The organism is Halohasta litchfieldiae (assembly GCF_002788215.1).
Classification (GTDB): Archaea; Halobacteriota; Halobacteria; order Halobacteriales; family Haloferacaceae; genus Halohasta; species Halohasta litchfieldiae.
On record NZ_CP024845.1, the window covers coordinates 524,166 to 538,391 of the forward strand.

The following is a 14,226-nucleotide window of genomic DNA, read 5'->3' on the forward strand; positions in this document are numbered from 1 at the left end:
GTCCGGTGGGTAGCCCCACTTTTCTCTATTTAGCGAACCCGAAGTCCGACTACCAAGAAAATAGTCAACAACGTCTATTTGCGTACACACCTAGAGTAAATAATGGATCGTTCGGGCCAATTCGATACGCAAGCGATTTTCAAGGCCTTCGATACGGTGAGTAATCCTACAGAGCCTCTCACTACGGAAGAGGTTGCCAGTGCCGTGGGATGTGAGCTATCTGTAGTGCAGGCCACATTGGATTCTCTGGGCAGTCAAGGCCTGTTGAAGTCCAAACCGATTGGCGAGCACACACGGGTTTGGTGGCGACCACCGGAAGTGAATGATCTGGCTCATCGACGTACTGAATCCGACAGCACTGGTGGAGTTGTTCGTGGTCTAGATGAACATACGCTAATCAAGCAGATTCTAGAGGCCAGCCCAGTGAGTATCGTCGTTGTCGCCCCTTCTGGTACGATCGAATTTGCGAACGAACGTGCTGAGGAAATGTTAGGCCTCGAACGGAGTGAGATCACGAGCCGGACCTACAAACAACCAGAATGGAACATCTATTACGACGATGGAACGCCAGTACCTGTGGATGAACACCCAATCACCCGAGTTTTGAAAACGAGACAGGCTGTGTATGGATTCGAACACGGGATCGAACTCCCAGATGGGACTGAACGATGGTTGTCGAGTAACTCAGCACCCGTAGTTACCGAGAGTGGAGATGTCGACTATGTTGTTGTCGGCATTGAAGATGCGACAGCGCTGAAAGACCGCGAAGAGAAATTGACGAGCGAAGAGACACGACTGATCGAACTTTCTTCAGAACAGCTTTTCGAGCCGTTCGTGGCCGTTGCTGATTCCGAGTTCCAGATCGATATCGATGAGGTTGTGAGACTCCCTAATGGGACCGCACTTGAGTACCTCACCGCAACTGGCATTCCAACAAAAACAGTATACGAAGTGTTCGCCCAAGATCCCACTGTCCTTGATACGAAATTACTCCAGTCGACTGACGAAGGCTGTCGCCTAGAAGTTCATGTAGATGGCTTGAGTATACCGTTGGTCTTTGACCAACTCGGAGGGAAAATGATCTCTCTGATCAAAACACAGTCGGATGGTCAACCTGTGTGTACTGGAAAAATACCGGGAGATCTTGATCTGCGAACTGCGCTTGGAGAGATTCGGCGTGTGCATTCGGATATTGAACTAGTGTCTCACGAACTCGACTACTCGCCGCGGCTCTTGTACAATATCATCGAGGATGTTCTGACCGAAAAGCAGCTCACGGCCGTACAGATAGCCTACTATGGCGGCTACTTTGAGACCCCACGGACAAGCTCCGGCAACGAGTTAGCAGATCGCTTGGGAATCACCCGGTAAACATATAATCGCCACCTCCGCAAAGCCGAACATGCGGTCTTCGAAAAATTATTCAAAGCATCCGGGAAAGCCACACACTGACTAGTCAGCTTCGCTCGTTATATTCTTAGCCGTCTTGAATACAAACGTGGATTGAGTTCCACTCAGACTGCTGTATGGGGGAATGCAGCAGTCGTATTGAAACCGGGCAGACTGATAATCCAGCAACCGGCCATTCTGGGGGGAACGGCCGTCTTGCTGTATCAGTATCCGTTTGGGGGTTTGAGTATATGAGATAGCTGATTCGAGTGGAGTTCCAAGATTATAGTCTCAACTATTATAGTTTGAACTATAATTAGCGGAGCTACAATTCGTGGGGTGTTTTGAACACTGATTTGGTGTGGGGACTGCCTCGTTCTGCTTGCGACTGACTAGTCTGGAATCTGTTTGGTTGGCTGCTCAATAGCAAATTTATACTGCTTGGTGGACTGTCTATCAGTATGAATCTCGAAGAGACTGTCGACTACCTCGCAAAGGAACTGGATCTCGAGCGAAGTGAGCACGTCCGAGAGGTTGGCCGATCCGTTGCCAAGCTTCGAGACTAATTAAAGCATTCTATAAAATTACTTTCGACGATCCAGATCTCTTCTTTCTCAGTACAGTCCACGAATCGTAGCTCTAATCGAAGCTGCGTTAACCAACGTTTGCTGGGTGGGCTCTATTTTGTTGGTTAAGATGCTGCGTTGATGACCGTGACACAGTAGCCCTGAAATCCTCGACTTTAGTATACTCGTTTATAAATATACTATACATAGGGGCCGTGCCGGTGTTCGCATGTATACTATTCGCGCTTGATCTTCTACGATAGCGCTCGCACAGCCTCTACGTATACTCACTATAAAAACAACTATACCAATAGAAGCAGATAGTGGTATCACTGAAATGCCCCCGAAAGAGCTCCCCGATAGTGCACCGGGAAAGTATGTCTCCTATCATCCGAATCCATACTATTCACCGGATCCGCTCCCAGTAGAGCCGAAGCTCGAACTCTCCGAACAGACAAACGATCTGGTGGCCGATGCAGCGTATCAAATCGGTCGTGTCGACGGCATCAGCTCGACAGTCGACTTCTCAGCTGTTCTGTATACCTCTCTCATACGTATCGAGGCCGTCGAGTCAGCGCGTATCGAAGGAGCAGATGTCGCATATCAAGACGTCGAATCATACCACACAAAGCATCCCGAAGGCGGGGCTAGTGCGACAATTGAGAAAGACCTGAAAGAGGCCCTCAATTACGAGACTGCACTCACATACGGACTCGACAGAATCGAGAGCGGAGCGTCGATAACACTCTCGCTTCTCAATGAACTCCATTCGATGCTGCTTGAGGATGTCCGAAACGAGGGTGACGTTGTCGGTGACTTCCGTGACCATATGGTTCATCTCACGAGTCCAGAGTCAGGACAGCGTCCGTTCGTCCCACCGACTCCGGAGGGACTCACTGGACTCATGGCCTCACTTGAGTCGTACATCCAGATGGGTGGACAGTACCATCCCCTCGTCGATGCCGCCATCATTCACTATTTCTTCGAGACAGTCCACCCCTTCTCGGATGGGAACGGTCGACTCGGTCGATTACTCATTATTCTGTATTTGGCGAGCGAAGGGTACCTCGAAAGTCCATACATCTACCCGAGTGCGTACTTCAATCGTCACAAAGTCGAGTACGTCGAGCGGATGCGTGCGGTGAGCGAGAAAGGGGCATGGAATGAGTGGCTCACGTTCTTCCTCGAAGGACTCAGAAGTCAAGCTGAGACGTCGTACGACCGGACTCACCGACTCCGAGATCTCCAAGAGCGCTACGAGAAGGAGTACCCCGGCAGCACGAATACGGACACATTTGCTCGGCAGTTACTCCAGTATCCGTATTTCACGGCACTAGACCTCGTGGAGTATCTCGACGTCTCACGCCGGACTGCCTACAAGGTCGTCGATGACCTCGAATCGGATGGCCTCATTGAGGAAGTGACCGGTAAAGAACGCGGGAAGGAATACAAAGCAGTCGAGGTGTTCGAAATTCTGGAGTAACACTCAGTGTGCCCCAACTGTGGCGAGATGGTCGAGACTGGTGACCTTCGTCAACTCCAATAACCGAATCCACCCTAGTGGCTTCGGTCGGCATACCGAGCTATCCGTGTTTGTGCTTGTATACGACTCAGCATTTTATCGCCCCCTGAGGGGGTGAGGGCGCACAAAAACGCCTTCTGAACTACAAACTATGTCGACTGAATACAATCTACAGCAGTATCAACTGAATCCGAAACAGACCGACTATACGACCGATCCACCGTGGGCCAATCTCGAACTCACTGTGCCCAACGATCGGAGCCCGATCTCGATTATTTCTTTCGTCGAGTGTGTCCTCGTTGAGCTCACCCATGAACCAGTGGCTGCCGAATACGTCTCATCGGAGATCTGGGGTACGAAGCGAACGCAGTTCTTCGCCGTCGACGATTCGGGCGAGAGATTCCAGAAGCGATATTCTGATGACCGACTGGGTAGCCACAATACGCTGCTCAGTAGGCGGCGTGTGCGCCGCGAGTTAATCAATCGACTATCGCGTGAAACGGTCGGGACGAAGCGAGGTATCCAGGAGTCGGTTGAGGAGCTAGATACCTTCCGTGTGAGGCCGCTTCGAGAGTTGGAGCGCTAATGTTCCGAGAATACGACCTCGTCGACGGCGGCACGTTAGTCTACGACGTTCGGACCGAACACCGCGCTCACCTTCACCGCGAAGTCAAGATTGGTCGCCAACTGCTCGGTTTTGCGAACATCACCGATTGGGATAAGATCCGCTCGGAACTCACCCGCCGCGGTCATGGTATCGGCGCGATCCACCAGCTTCCTGTCTTCGAGGGTGGTCTGTGATGGGACCATTCGATCTCACTGACCGACGAGCCTGTGGTCACCCGAACGGTCACTGTCCCGAGTGTGGGCACCCGACGCCGTCATTCCGTGCTGAGTACTGCTCGATTGCCTGCCGATATGACTCCCAGGAGGCCCAGAGGTGGGAGCAGTATGAGCCCCCGAGCCGGGAGTCGTCAAAGCGGCCGACGGACGCAGAACTCGCCGAGCGAGAACCCGAGCGACCAGACCATCCAGGACGAGGATATCGTCGACGGGAACCTTACGACTAGCGAAGAGATCCGTCGACAGAAGCTTCCGGTGATGTCGATGTGATCGGCTGCTGGCCAGCACATAGCCGTGATTAATCTAAGTTAATATGCAGAAATATTCGATCAGGGAAAAATCTGAAACAACTATTTTTATCTTTTCAAGCTAAGCCATCATTTGATAGAGAAACAGGGGCACTAGCGGAGTGGTTTCTCTATCAAAGAGTGCCCAATGTGGGGGCATTTGGCACTCTGATTTGTGGAAGGAGGGCGATTGGTGATTTTGGGGGAGTAATCACCTAACGGGATGGGGGACTCCCAAACTAACTCGGGTACTCTAACGGCATGACTTCCGCCCCTGCTCATTCTGGCTTTTAAATAGGGGAGCGAATGTTCTCACGGAAACTGGGGCAGGATTATCCGGTTGTCACCAATTGCGACTTAATGAGCTTCTCCGTCCCACGTCGAAGTAACTCGGAGAGCGTTTGGTGAGATATATCGAGTTCTGCTGCGATTTCCTCGCCCGAAGTCTCTCGTGGAATGTTATAGTAGCCATGCTCCCACGCTGCTACAAGGGCTTCTCGCTGTCGGGGTGTCAAACTTCCCACTGATAGGCGAGGTTTGTCTGGTTCTATTAGTTCCAATAGAGAGTATGATTGGTTCCGTTCGTTCAGGGCTTCAACGAAGGATTCGAAATGGTCGCGATTTGCAAATCGAAAGCGAAGCCGCCACCCTTCACGAGTTCCTGTCGCACTCAGAATCGATGCTCCTTGGTTGGTGTAACTAGCTATTTGATCCACGACGCTGTCAGCCCACTTTATCATATAATCAGTACCTCACAAAGCATCCTCGGCTAGCTGTTTCTGCGGCCTGAGTTCTGTGTCGAAGCGGTTGTACTGACGGTCTCGACGAGAGAATTACGGACGGATCGACGGAGAGCTGTCGCTGTCGGCGGCGGTCAGCCGCCGACGCGACAGCGTCGCCACTCACTCCGCTGGCTTGCTCGGTCGGTGGTTAGCGGTGGAATCGGTCGTCAGGTGGCCGATTCGCGGGGACGGCCCGACGCACCGCGAGGGCCGTCCACGCAGCTCGTCGAATCATATTGACGAACTCCTTGTACGGCCACCACCAGAGGCGACGCCCGCCTCGGCGGGGCGTCGCCACATACTCGTAGTGAAGGTACCGCCAGACGTTCTGTAAGAGGAGACTCACCACCACGTACAGCAGCCGTACCGTTGGATCTCGTGTTGTCGTTGTCGCTATCGCTTGCTCAAACAAGCGATAGCTTGACTCGATACCGAAGCGTTTCGAGTAGTGGTATCGAGCGTCCCGTGGTGAGTCGATGAACGGCGCGTCAGCGGCGTAGCCGTGACGCGCCACACCGTTCTCGTCATACTTCCCATTTAGGTACGTACAGTCGATGTAGACGGGAAAATCGACGGTCCAGCTGTGACCGTCGAGTTTCCCCGTCAGATCATGCTGAATGACGCGACTCCATCCTTCCGAGAGCTCTTGCTGAATCGCCTCACCCCACCGGATGATCGGGATCACGTACGCGTAATTGTGCGCCTGAAGCAGCGTGAGACACTTACTGTCGTAGAATCCGCGATCAAGGTAGACGGCCTTGACCCCGGCGTCAAGGCCGTCGAGGACACCGAAGAACTCAGCGAGGACACTACTTGCGGTATCGCCGTCTTTGAGACGGCGTACCGCCAGCGTGTAGCGTTTGTTCTTCACACGCGCGTAGAGTGTGGCATAGGCGTGGAACGCAGTGGTTCCACGCTTCGCTACCGAGTGATAGAGGCCGTCTGTGTCGTCTTCGTCACCGTAGTAGGGCCGCAGGTGGAGGTCTGCGCAGACCTCCACCTGTTCGGGGAGCAATTCATCGAGATCCTTTCGCAGGAGCGTGTTAGCGACTCGTTCGAGCCGTTCCGGCTCGAACTTCGTCCGAAGATGGTAGAGGACCGTGTTCCCAGCGGGTGAGTTCTGGCTCGACGCACAGAGCGTAGAGACAGAGGTCCCGTCGGCGCAAGCGCCGACGAGGACCTCATAGATGTCTTCAGCAGTGATTTCAGCGTTATTGGCTAACGAGAGCGAAACTTCCTCGTCAAGGCGGTTGACGAGAAAGTTAAGAAGCTGGTCCTCGTGGATCTCACCGTCTGCTTGTTTGGTTTTAGACACACCTTCAGCAAGCAGACGTTCTAACTAAGCGGCTTTGTGAAGTACTGAGACTGGCTACTCCGGCTCCTCCGACGAACTGGAGGTATCGGCGTCGTGATGCGGGGATACCCATACAAATAATCTACCAATGACATGAATAAGGGTGTCGAACTACTGGTTTTTGACCGACGTGCGCCTTCGATTTTGCATGTGAATTACACCACTATTCGAATATTGATACTTGATTCTCGCAGAGTTGCGTCTCTCAACAGTGGTTCCTAAAATACCGTTATCTGCAGATTCACTTACTGGAAGACGAATTCAACCAGGAGAGACGTGACGACACTGCACTCCTCGTCGACGAAGCATTCGAAGACGTAGTGGAATTCGTCGAAGCCCAAGGCTGGGAGTACGAAGCCGACGACCACGGGCAACTCCAAGAGTAGCTGTTATCTCAGTTCATCACTGAACCGGTACCCACTATCGGTAGGTGCTCTACGGTATGGAACTCCTCGGTTTTGCGAGTACGCGACCCACACAGAGAATCGCCCCTTCGAAACGCTCAGTAGCGTCGACTCACTATCGTCAGTCATGACACGGGCTGGACTCCGGTATGCTGCAGGAGCCCTCGCGGTTGCGGTGGCCGCGATTCATCTCTACTGGGCGTTTCCACGGCTATTGACACAGATACAGGCCGGAATGGTGCCGGACCCACGGCCACTGCTGTTTATCGGCTCCGGCGTGGCGATCCTGTTCGGCATCGCCCAGATTCTCGACGGCCGGAACCCCAAGCCGATCTATCTCGCTGGGCTCGGGCTGATGATCGTCTACCTCGGGGGGTACGTTGCGTGGCACGCCTACTCGGGCCACGGCGGCTTCTTTTGGCCGTGGGCCCCCGCACCGATCACCCACGACCAGTCGACGGTCAGTCTCGTCGCCGAGCATCTGTTGGCCAGCCCACTCGACATGGTCTCGAAGCTGCTCGAACTCCTGTTGGCTGGTCTCCTCGTGGTCCTCTATCGCGGCGAGCCACAGTCGACCGACGACGGCATCAAGGCTGTTGTCGACACGTAGTTATTTATCAGTGCTACAGAACAATTATGCATAGATGTCGTATTCGCTACTGAGTTGGGAGCTGTCGCCATGAGCCGACCGAAATCGCTGTTCGGCCGCATTCAACAGTACGAGACGCACCTCATCGAGGACCTGTTCATGTCGGGGCTGATTTTCGCGATTATCTCGATGGTCTGGGCTCGCGCACCGGCTGCGTGGCCCCAAATCATCTACTATTTCGCTCTCGTCGTCTGTCTGTTCGGCTATTTCAAATACGTGAGTCCGCCGCCAACCGAGCCCGCTGTCGACTCGTAGCGCTCCGTCCTTCCTGCAGTGTGAGCCAATGATTATCCCACACTGAGGGTCCCAGACGCCGATATGTGGGGTGTATTGCTGAGCCGCAGTTTGCCGTCAGTGAGTCGAACGCTTGAAACCCGTCGACTGCCTCTATGGGCCATATGGTAGACCACGAGCTCCGCAAGGAGGCCCACGATCTCGACGTCACCGTCTGGGTCGGCAAGAGCGGTATCAACTCAGTAATAGATGAGCTTCACGACCAGCTCCAGAGTCGCAAACTGGTGAAAGTCAAGTTCCTGCGAGCGGCCCGCGGGAGCCAAGAGACCGACGAGCTGGCCGAAGAACTGGCTGAGATGGTGAACGCCGAACTGGTCGAAACGCGGGGTAACACAGCCGTTCTTACATGACTGCCACAGCGCCATCGGGAGCGGGGACGCCGCTCGGTGATCTGCTGACAAACGTTGGCGTTCCAGCGGGTGGTACAATCGGGGCGGCACTGACGTTCGTCATCTCATTGTTGCTAGTGTATGCGGTCGGCAAACTCATCCTGTTACCACTGTTCGGTCGCATGCTGACCAGCCGTGGTCTCGAAACACACGCCAGGCGACCGCTCAAAAAGATCGCCCACATCGTCATGGTGTTTCTCGCCGTCTCGGTTGCCTTCGGGCTGGCCGGTTTCGGCAACTTTCTCACCTCGCTGGCGACGATTGCAGCCGCAGCCACACTCGCGGTCGGCTTTGCGATGCAGGACGTGCTCAAGAACTTCGTTGCTGGCGTCTTCATCTTCACCGACAAGCCGTTCAAGATCGGCGACTGGATCGAGTGGGAAGAGTACTCCGGTGTCGTCGAAGACATCAGTTTTCGGGTCACTCGCGTGCGGACGTTCGACAACGAACTGCTGACAGTGCCGAACTCGACGCTCACCGAGGACGTGGTGAAAAACCCCGTCGACGGCGAGAAACTCCGACTCCAATTCCTGTTCGGGATCGGCTACGATGACGACATCGACAGGGCCACAGAAATCATTATTGCGGAGGCCGAAAACCATCCCGATGTTCTCGACGACCCAGCGCCATCGGTTCGGTTGACCGAGTTAGCCGACTCGTCTGTCGGTCTCAAGTCGCGGATCTGGATCAGCCAGCCGAAGCGGTCGGACTTCGTGCGGACCCGCGCCGAGTACGTCAAGGCTGTCAAACAGCGGTTCGACGAGGCGGGCATCGACATCCCGTACCCACAGCGGGAACTCTCCGGCGACATCGAGATGGCCGCCCCGCCAGAAATCGTCGACGCCTCGGAGTAATCGCAGAGACGCGTTTCGGGTCGACGTGATCGGTCCGAACACGGATTGCTGACCCAGTAACGCTAGTGTAACCACGTGACATCGGTGTCAGCGAGCGCTTAACATGGTCTTGGTGCTACATACAGTACAGTCACCGATGTCCCAAGAGAAATCCACCTACGCGGCTGATACCGAAATCGACACAACGCTCGACGAACTGCCGGACGACGAGACGCTCGACGCGACCGTCGAAAACCTGCGGGCCAACGGCTTCGAGGTTGTCGTTGCCGACTCGTCCACAGAAGCCCTTGAGGCAGTACAGTCGCAGATCCCCGACGGCGTCTCGGTGATGAACGGTCACTCGACGACGCTCGAAGAGATTGGCTTCGTCGAGTATCTCTCGGAGGCCGACCACGGATGGGAGAGTCTGGCCGACGAAATCTGGGGTATTGACGATGACGCAGAGCGTCAAGCCGCTCGTCGACAGTCCCAGACTGCTGACTACTTCCTCGGCGGGATCAACGCCATCGCCCAGACTGGCGAACTCGTGGCGGCCGACCGCTCCGGCAGTCGGATCGGTGCCTATCCGTTCGCTGCGAGCAACGTCGTCATTGTCAGTGGCGCGAACAAGATCGTGTCGACGCTTTCGGATGCGCTTGATCGGCTCGAATCGGTGGCCTATCCGCTCGAAAACGAACGAGCGAAAGAGGCCTACGGAGTTGAGTCGGAGATCGCCAAACAACTCATCTTCCGACAGGAACTCGACGAGGGCCGAACGACAGTTGTACTGGTCCGCGAGCAGTTAGGGTACTAACTCGCCCACGTCTTGGCGAGCTGTTTTCTACGTTCCAGCACACCGTCTGGTCCACCACGGATATGCGATAGCACCGAGTTGCACACCGACTATTCAATCTGGAAATCGTGGTGTGAGAAGCGCGTGCTGAACGGGGCCGAAACCATTCAGACGCGGAACCGTACCTCGATCTCGTCCGGCCCGCTGACCGAGAACCCCTCGTCCGTCTCAGTTACCGGATACCCACTGTCCGCCGTTCGGTCTCGGATCTCCGCGAGGGATGCTGTGTCGGGAACTACCAGTTCGAACCACGACAACCCGCTGCCGTCGACTGGCCCCGAGCGCTGATTCCACGTGTTTGCGCCGAGATGGTGGTGATAGCCACCGGCCGAGACGAAGCGTGCCTCGGGCATCGACGCTTGCAGCTCAAAGCCGATGAGATCCACGTAGAACTCGCTGAACGCAGCAAGCGAGGAGACTTCGAGATGGACGTGTCCGACATCCGTCCCAGCAGGGACCGTCGACTGGCCCGTGGCTGCGGCTTTCACCGGGTCAAGATCGAGGCGGTAGGTACCCATCTGAATCGTCCCGTCGTCGCTGCGAGGCCACTGCTCACGCGGGTAATCTCGGTAGATCTCGATACCATTGCCCGCCGGGTCAGTCAGATACAGCGCCTCACTGACGCCGTGATCGGATGCGCCGGCGAGTTGCCAGTGATTCTGCACTCGGGCCAACGCATCACCCAGCGCCTCGCGCGAGGGAACTCTGAACGCGTTGTGGAAAAGCCCCGCACCCGAGCGGTGTCGTTCGGGGGCGGTTTCATCGCCTTCCAAGACGAGCAGCGGTGTGTCCGCACTCCCGAGCACCGAACGCGTCTCGGAGTGGTTTAGCACACTGAGTCCGACAACATCCCGATAGAACTCGGTCATCTCGTCGACGTCGGTAACACGGAGGGCGGTCCGTCCAAGATGCGTTGCCTGCGGGAGCGCGTCCGGATTCGTGTGGGTAGTCATTGTGGGTCCCGTAGCGGTCGACGGGGCGCGGGTTCGACCATGTGCTACTGCTGGGGGCTACGAATTCCTAACGGTTGTGATTGCTACGCATTCACAACCCGTTGGGGTCGACCTGCCCCGCCAGCCACCGGACTCCAACAGCCGCGATAACCGCCACCAGCGCGTAGCCACCGACAGCCGCGAACGTTGTGGTGGTCGCACTCCCAATCGCCAGCAGTGCCGCCATGTTCGCCGGGGCGCTGGGGAGGAACGAGGCCGCCGCGAACAGTAGCAGCACACCGACCGAAAACAGCAGTTGTGCCGACCGACGATCCGACGCCAGCAGCGCGGTGGCGACCGCGAAGGCGACCACGATCACCGTCGAGGCGGTCACGAGCCCAAACAGCCAGCCGCCGTTGGCGATACTCACGCCGTTCAGCGAGAGCAACGCCAGCCACGTCATCGCCTGCAGCGGGGCGATGGCGATCATGGCGAGGGCTTTGCCGTCGACAATTTGGGTCAGCGAGACCGGCGCGACCCGAAGCAACTCAAGGGTGCCGCGGTCGACCTCCTCGGTGATCGAGTCGACGGCGATAGAGCCACTGATAAACACCGGCAAAAACACCAGCAGTGGCAGCAGGATGGTGTAGGTGAAATCAAAGTACGGGTTGCCGCCGCGGTCCGGTGGGAGTTCGAGCGGGACCACTGAGAGCGACGCCGACCGGTCGACTCGCTGTTGGCGTTCGAGCGCCCGGAGGGCGCTTTGGCTCTCGGAGACCACAAGCGTCGTTTCGATTGATCCCTCTGGGGCGGTCAACACCACGTCGATCCGGTCGTTCTGGACCGATGTTTCGAACACCGCCTGTGCCCGCCTCTCGTCGAAGGCTTCGAACGCGGCCGCCGAGGAGTTGTATGCGGTCCCGCTGATCGCATCTTCCTCGTCCAGCGCCGTCAGCATCTCCTCGCTCGCGTCGCCGGTCACGGCGGCCTCGATCTGGTAGCCGTCGACGCTTCCCGGATCGTACAGCGAGACGAGCCCGACGACGAGGAATCCCGAGAAGCCAGCGACGAACAGCTGGATCACCAGCGCGAGGATGATGGTCTTCTCGCGGCCGAGTACCCACAGCTCTCGTTTGGCAATCGTGAGCCGCTGGTTGCGGAGCCATGCTCGCAATCGCTGGCCGAGACCCTGCTCAGCCATAGATGCTCACCACCCCGAAGTTGTAGGCAGCGTGAACCACCGTCGCCACCAGCATGGCGAGGAGATACCACCGCAGATTCTTCTTTGCACCTAGCGCGGAGATGGCCGCCGTCACGGCGTGCAACACCAGCGGCGCAAAGAAGAGCACCGCTGTCGCCGACGGTGTCACCCCCGAAGGCGTCAGCGTTGCCTGTCCCAACACGAGTTCCGGGAGCCCAACCACCTGCGCGATGACGGTGAACTTCTCGCCGACGAAGAAGCCGAGCCCCGAAAGTCCGCCCAACAGCAGGGCCATCTTCGTCGACCGACCGAACCGATCACTCTCGAAGCCGGCGTAGATGTGGATACTTTTGGCGACTTCCTCGATGGCCGCGATGACCACGAGAATCAGCGGCACCGAGAGGTCGACCGGCATGACGAACAGCACCGCAATCGCCAGCAGTTCGGCGATGAAGACAAACGGGATCGTCAGCGCCGAGGCGACCGCGACCGATTTTGGCCCGCGAAGCCGGGCATCGATTGCATCGAGGAACTTGAGCGGCACCGGCTTCTGGGTGAACATATCCTCCTCGCGGTAGACGCCGACCCCGAGCAGAAAGAGGATCGCAGAGCCGAGATAGAAGGGTGCAGTCGAGAAGATGTACCCTCCGAGACCGACCGTTTCGCCCTGAAGCTCCATCACGACAATCGAGAGCGGCGAGATGAGCGCGATTGGCGTGACGTTCGTGAAGATCGCCGGGACGAAGACGTAGCTCGTCAGCGCCACCGAGACGGTGACGGTGACGAAGGTGAGTTCCTTAAACGAGCGGGCGAACATCGCGCCGACGAACGTCGACGCGAGGAACGCCAGCGCAACCGGGAGGACGGCCGCCACCGAGAGGATACCCCCGTCGACGCCGTAACTGACCCCACTGATGGCGACGACTGCCGCCACGAGATACGGTAGGGTTTTGCCGGCGACGATATCCAGTCGCTTGATAGGTGCGACCAACAGGAGTTCACCGCGGCGGTTGATCCGCTCGTTGAGGATCGTCCCGCCGTAGGCTTGGATAATGAAGTTCATCGGCACGAGGAAGACGAACGCCAACACGAGGGACTGAAACGGGAACGGCGGGCTGATCTCGGCCGGTGAGCCGCTTGCGGAGCCGCTGCCGAGTAGCCGATCAAGCAGCGATCTGTCGTCATCAGCCAACTCGGGATCGTCCTGTCGACTGTCTCGGTTCGGGTCGTCGCTCCCAGTCGACCCCTCATCGCTGCCGGTCGACCCATCTTCGCCATCGGTCGACGAGTCGGTACTCCCTTCGGCATCCGTGCTCCCACTGTCGTCGTCAGTCGACCCCTGTGTGCTGTCGCCACCGTCGACACGCCGGTTTTGCCCACCCGTGACGAGTGACTCTTGGGTTCTGTACTGGAGTCGAACGTTCACCGGGTAGGCGGCAGTCGCGTTGGATTCGAGTGCCATCAGCCGGTCGTTGTACCCCTGCACAGCCGATCTGAAGGCGGTGAGTGCCGCGGTTCCCTTTTCAGTGGGTGCGTGGGCGACAGACACCGTCGACGGGCTGAGCGCGCCGACGTCGACCGCTCCCTCGCTGACTCCCCCGACGGCAAGCGAGACGGTGTTACTGCCGCCCGATGGAGAGACGATGAGATCGAGTTCGCCGGTTGTGAGTTTCTCGCGGTCGGGTTCCCGTGGGGCGAGTGCGGGGTGGCGGTCGACCACGTCATGGTAGGGGCTGTCGGCCTCAACGCCGACACGATAGATGTCTTGGGTCGGCGAGAGTTCCCCGAGACCGAAGACGAGACCCGCACCGGCGACCCCACCGGCAAACAGCAGGAGGACGACTGCGATCACCACTGTCTGGCGGTCGAGACTCGTCGACCCCATGCTGACCTCCCACCGTGCGATACGCCAGATCTGGCGGAGACGG

Annotated in this window: 15 protein-coding genes; 10 read left to right on the top strand and 5 right to left on the bottom strand. The window is 57.1% G+C overall.

The genetic code is table 11. The annotated features are described in order from the left end of the window. Nucleotides 1-102: 102 nt before the first annotated feature. From HALTADL_RS02615 to HALTADL_RS17150, 5 genes are all read left to right on the top strand, one after another. Nucleotides 103-1,371: a PAS domain S-box protein gene (locus HALTADL_RS02615; protein WP_089673393.1), complete on the top strand. Its 1,269-nt coding sequence runs from the start codon at nt 103-105 to the stop codon at nt 1,369-1,371. 921 nt (nt 1,372-2,292) lie between these two features. Further along, nucleotides 2,293-3,438 (top strand): Fic family protein, encoded by a 1,146-nt coding sequence (locus HALTADL_RS02620; RefSeq protein WP_089673394.1) that lies wholly within the window; start codon nt 2,293-2,295, stop codon nt 3,436-3,438. 190 nt (nt 3,439-3,628) lie between these two features. Then, nucleotides 3,629-4,063 carry a hypothetical protein gene (locus HALTADL_RS02625; RefSeq protein ID WP_089673395.1) on the top strand — a complete coding sequence of 145 codons (435 nt, stop codon included), beginning with the start codon at nt 3,629-3,631 and terminating at the stop codon, nt 4,061-4,063. Continuing rightward, the gene (locus HALTADL_RS02630) at nt 4,063-4,278 is read left to right on the top strand and encodes a hypothetical protein (protein ID WP_089673396.1); all 216 of its coding nucleotides are present in this window, start codon (nt 4,063-4,065) and stop codon (nt 4,276-4,278) included. The genes HALTADL_RS02625 and HALTADL_RS02630 overlap by 1 nt, the downstream gene beginning before the upstream one ends. Before the next feature lie 150 nt (nt 4,279-4,428). Continuing rightward, nucleotides 4,429-4,590 carry a hypothetical protein gene (locus tag HALTADL_RS17150; protein ID WP_162551657.1) on the top strand — a complete coding sequence of 54 codons (162 nt, stop codon included), beginning with the start codon at nt 4,429-4,431 and terminating at the stop codon, nt 4,588-4,590. A 349-nt stretch (nt 4,591-4,939) separates the two neighbouring features. Here the strand turns inward: HALTADL_RS17150 and HALTADL_RS17985 are convergent, their stop codons facing one another. Beyond that, nucleotides 4,940-5,347 carry a helix-turn-helix domain-containing protein gene (locus tag HALTADL_RS17985; RefSeq protein ID WP_089673397.1) on the bottom strand — a complete coding sequence of 136 codons (408 nt, stop codon included), beginning with the start codon at nt 5,345-5,347 and terminating at the stop codon, nt 4,940-4,942. Between the two features lie 190 nt (nt 5,348-5,537). Then, on the bottom strand, nt 5,538-6,704 hold the full coding sequence (locus HALTADL_RS02640; protein ID WP_009486633.1) for an ISH3-like element ISHla1 family transposase: 1,167 nt from the start codon (nt 6,702-6,704) through the stop codon (nt 5,538-5,540). Between the two features lie 570 nt (nt 6,705-7,274). Between HALTADL_RS02640 and HALTADL_RS02645 the strand changes: the two genes are divergently transcribed. From HALTADL_RS02645 to HALTADL_RS02665, 5 genes are all read left to right on the top strand, one after another. Then, a complete protein-coding gene (locus tag HALTADL_RS02645; protein ID WP_089673779.1) occupies nt 7,275-7,757 on the top strand; it encodes a hypothetical protein in 483 nt (160 codons plus the stop codon). Between the two features lie 69 nt (nt 7,758-7,826). Next, nucleotides 7,827-8,051: a hypothetical protein gene (locus tag HALTADL_RS02650; protein ID WP_089673780.1), complete on the top strand. Its 225-nt coding sequence runs from the start codon at nt 7,827-7,829 to the stop codon at nt 8,049-8,051. A 143-nt stretch (nt 8,052-8,194) separates the two neighbouring features. Next, nucleotides 8,195-8,440 carry a YhbY family RNA-binding protein gene (locus tag HALTADL_RS02655; protein WP_089673795.1) on the top strand — a complete coding sequence of 82 codons (246 nt, stop codon included), beginning with the start codon at nt 8,195-8,197 and terminating at the stop codon, nt 8,438-8,440. Beyond that, nucleotides 8,437-9,333: a mechanosensitive ion channel family protein gene (locus HALTADL_RS02660; protein ID WP_089673781.1), complete on the top strand. Its 897-nt coding sequence runs from the start codon at nt 8,437-8,439 to the stop codon at nt 9,331-9,333. The genes HALTADL_RS02655 and HALTADL_RS02660 overlap by 4 nt, the downstream gene beginning before the upstream one ends. 136 nt (nt 9,334-9,469) lie before the next feature. Then, nucleotides 9,470-10,126 carry a lactate utilization protein gene (locus HALTADL_RS02665; protein ID WP_089673782.1) on the top strand — a complete coding sequence of 219 codons (657 nt, stop codon included), beginning with the start codon at nt 9,470-9,472 and terminating at the stop codon, nt 10,124-10,126. A gap of 146 nt (nt 10,127-10,272) precedes the next feature. Here the strand turns inward: HALTADL_RS02665 and HALTADL_RS02670 are convergent, their stop codons facing one another. The 3 genes from HALTADL_RS02670 to HALTADL_RS02680 all read right to left on the bottom strand — a co-directional run bounded on the left by HALTADL_RS02670 (nt 10,273) and on the right by HALTADL_RS02680 (nt 14,183). After that, nucleotides 10,273-11,118: a VOC family protein gene (locus HALTADL_RS02670; RefSeq protein ID WP_089673783.1), complete on the bottom strand. Its 846-nt coding sequence runs from the start codon at nt 11,116-11,118 to the stop codon at nt 10,273-10,275. A gap of 91 nt (nt 11,119-11,209) precedes the next feature. Beyond that, on the bottom strand, nt 11,210-12,298 hold the full coding sequence (locus tag HALTADL_RS02675) for an ABC transporter permease (RefSeq protein ID WP_089673784.1): 1,089 nt from the start codon (nt 12,296-12,298) through the stop codon (nt 11,210-11,212). After that, complete coding sequence (locus HALTADL_RS02680; protein ID WP_177171966.1) at nt 12,291-14,183, bottom strand: ABC transporter permease family protein; 1,893 nt, start codon at nt 14,181-14,183, stop codon at nt 12,291-12,293. Before HALTADL_RS02680 ends, HALTADL_RS02675 begins: the two co-directional genes overlap by 8 nt. Nucleotides 14,184-14,226: the final 43 nt, after the last annotated feature.

Excerpts from the sequence above, each read along its gene's own strand:
- HALTADL_RS17150 (WP_162551657.1), top strand. The coding sequence starts at position 4,429 with ATGAGCCCCCGAGCCGGGAGTCGTCAAAGCGGCCGACGGACGCAGAAC.
- HALTADL_RS02675 (WP_089673784.1), bottom strand. The coding sequence starts at position 12,298 with ATGGCTGAGCAGGGTCTCGGCCAGCGATTGCGAGCATGGCTCCGCAAC.
- HALTADL_RS02630 (WP_089673396.1), top strand. The coding sequence starts at position 4,063 with ATGTTCCGAGAATACGACCTCGTCGACGGCGGCACGTTAGTCTACGAC.
- HALTADL_RS02670 (WP_089673783.1), bottom strand. The coding sequence starts at position 11,118 with ATGACTACCCACACGAATCCGGACGCGCTCCCGCAGGCAACGCATCTT.
- HALTADL_RS02660 (WP_089673781.1), top strand. The coding sequence starts at position 8,437 with ATGACTGCCACAGCGCCATCGGGAGCGGGGACGCCGCTCGGTGATCTG.
- HALTADL_RS02645 (WP_089673779.1), top strand. The coding sequence starts at position 7,275 with ATGACACGGGCTGGACTCCGGTATGCTGCAGGAGCCCTCGCGGTTGCG.
- HALTADL_RS02665 (WP_089673782.1), top strand. The coding sequence starts at position 9,470 with ATGTCCCAAGAGAAATCCACCTACGCGGCTGATACCGAAATCGACACA.
- HALTADL_RS02615 (WP_089673393.1), top strand. The coding sequence starts at position 103 with ATGGATCGTTCGGGCCAATTCGATACGCAAGCGATTTTCAAGGCCTTC.
- HALTADL_RS02680 (WP_177171966.1), bottom strand. The coding sequence starts at position 14,183 with ATGGGGTCGACGAGTCTCGACCGCCAGACAGTGGTGATCGCAGTCGTC.
- HALTADL_RS17985 (WP_089673397.1), bottom strand. The coding sequence starts at position 5,347 with ATGATAAAGTGGGCTGACAGCGTCGTGGATCAAATAGCTAGTTACACC.
- HALTADL_RS02620 (WP_089673394.1), top strand. The coding sequence starts at position 2,293 with ATGCCCCCGAAAGAGCTCCCCGATAGTGCACCGGGAAAGTATGTCTCC.
- HALTADL_RS02625 (WP_089673395.1), top strand. The coding sequence starts at position 3,629 with ATGTCGACTGAATACAATCTACAGCAGTATCAACTGAATCCGAAACAG.
- HALTADL_RS02655 (WP_089673795.1), top strand. The coding sequence starts at position 8,195 with ATGGTAGACCACGAGCTCCGCAAGGAGGCCCACGATCTCGACGTCACC.
- HALTADL_RS02650 (WP_089673780.1), top strand. The coding sequence starts at position 7,827 with ATGAGCCGACCGAAATCGCTGTTCGGCCGCATTCAACAGTACGAGACG.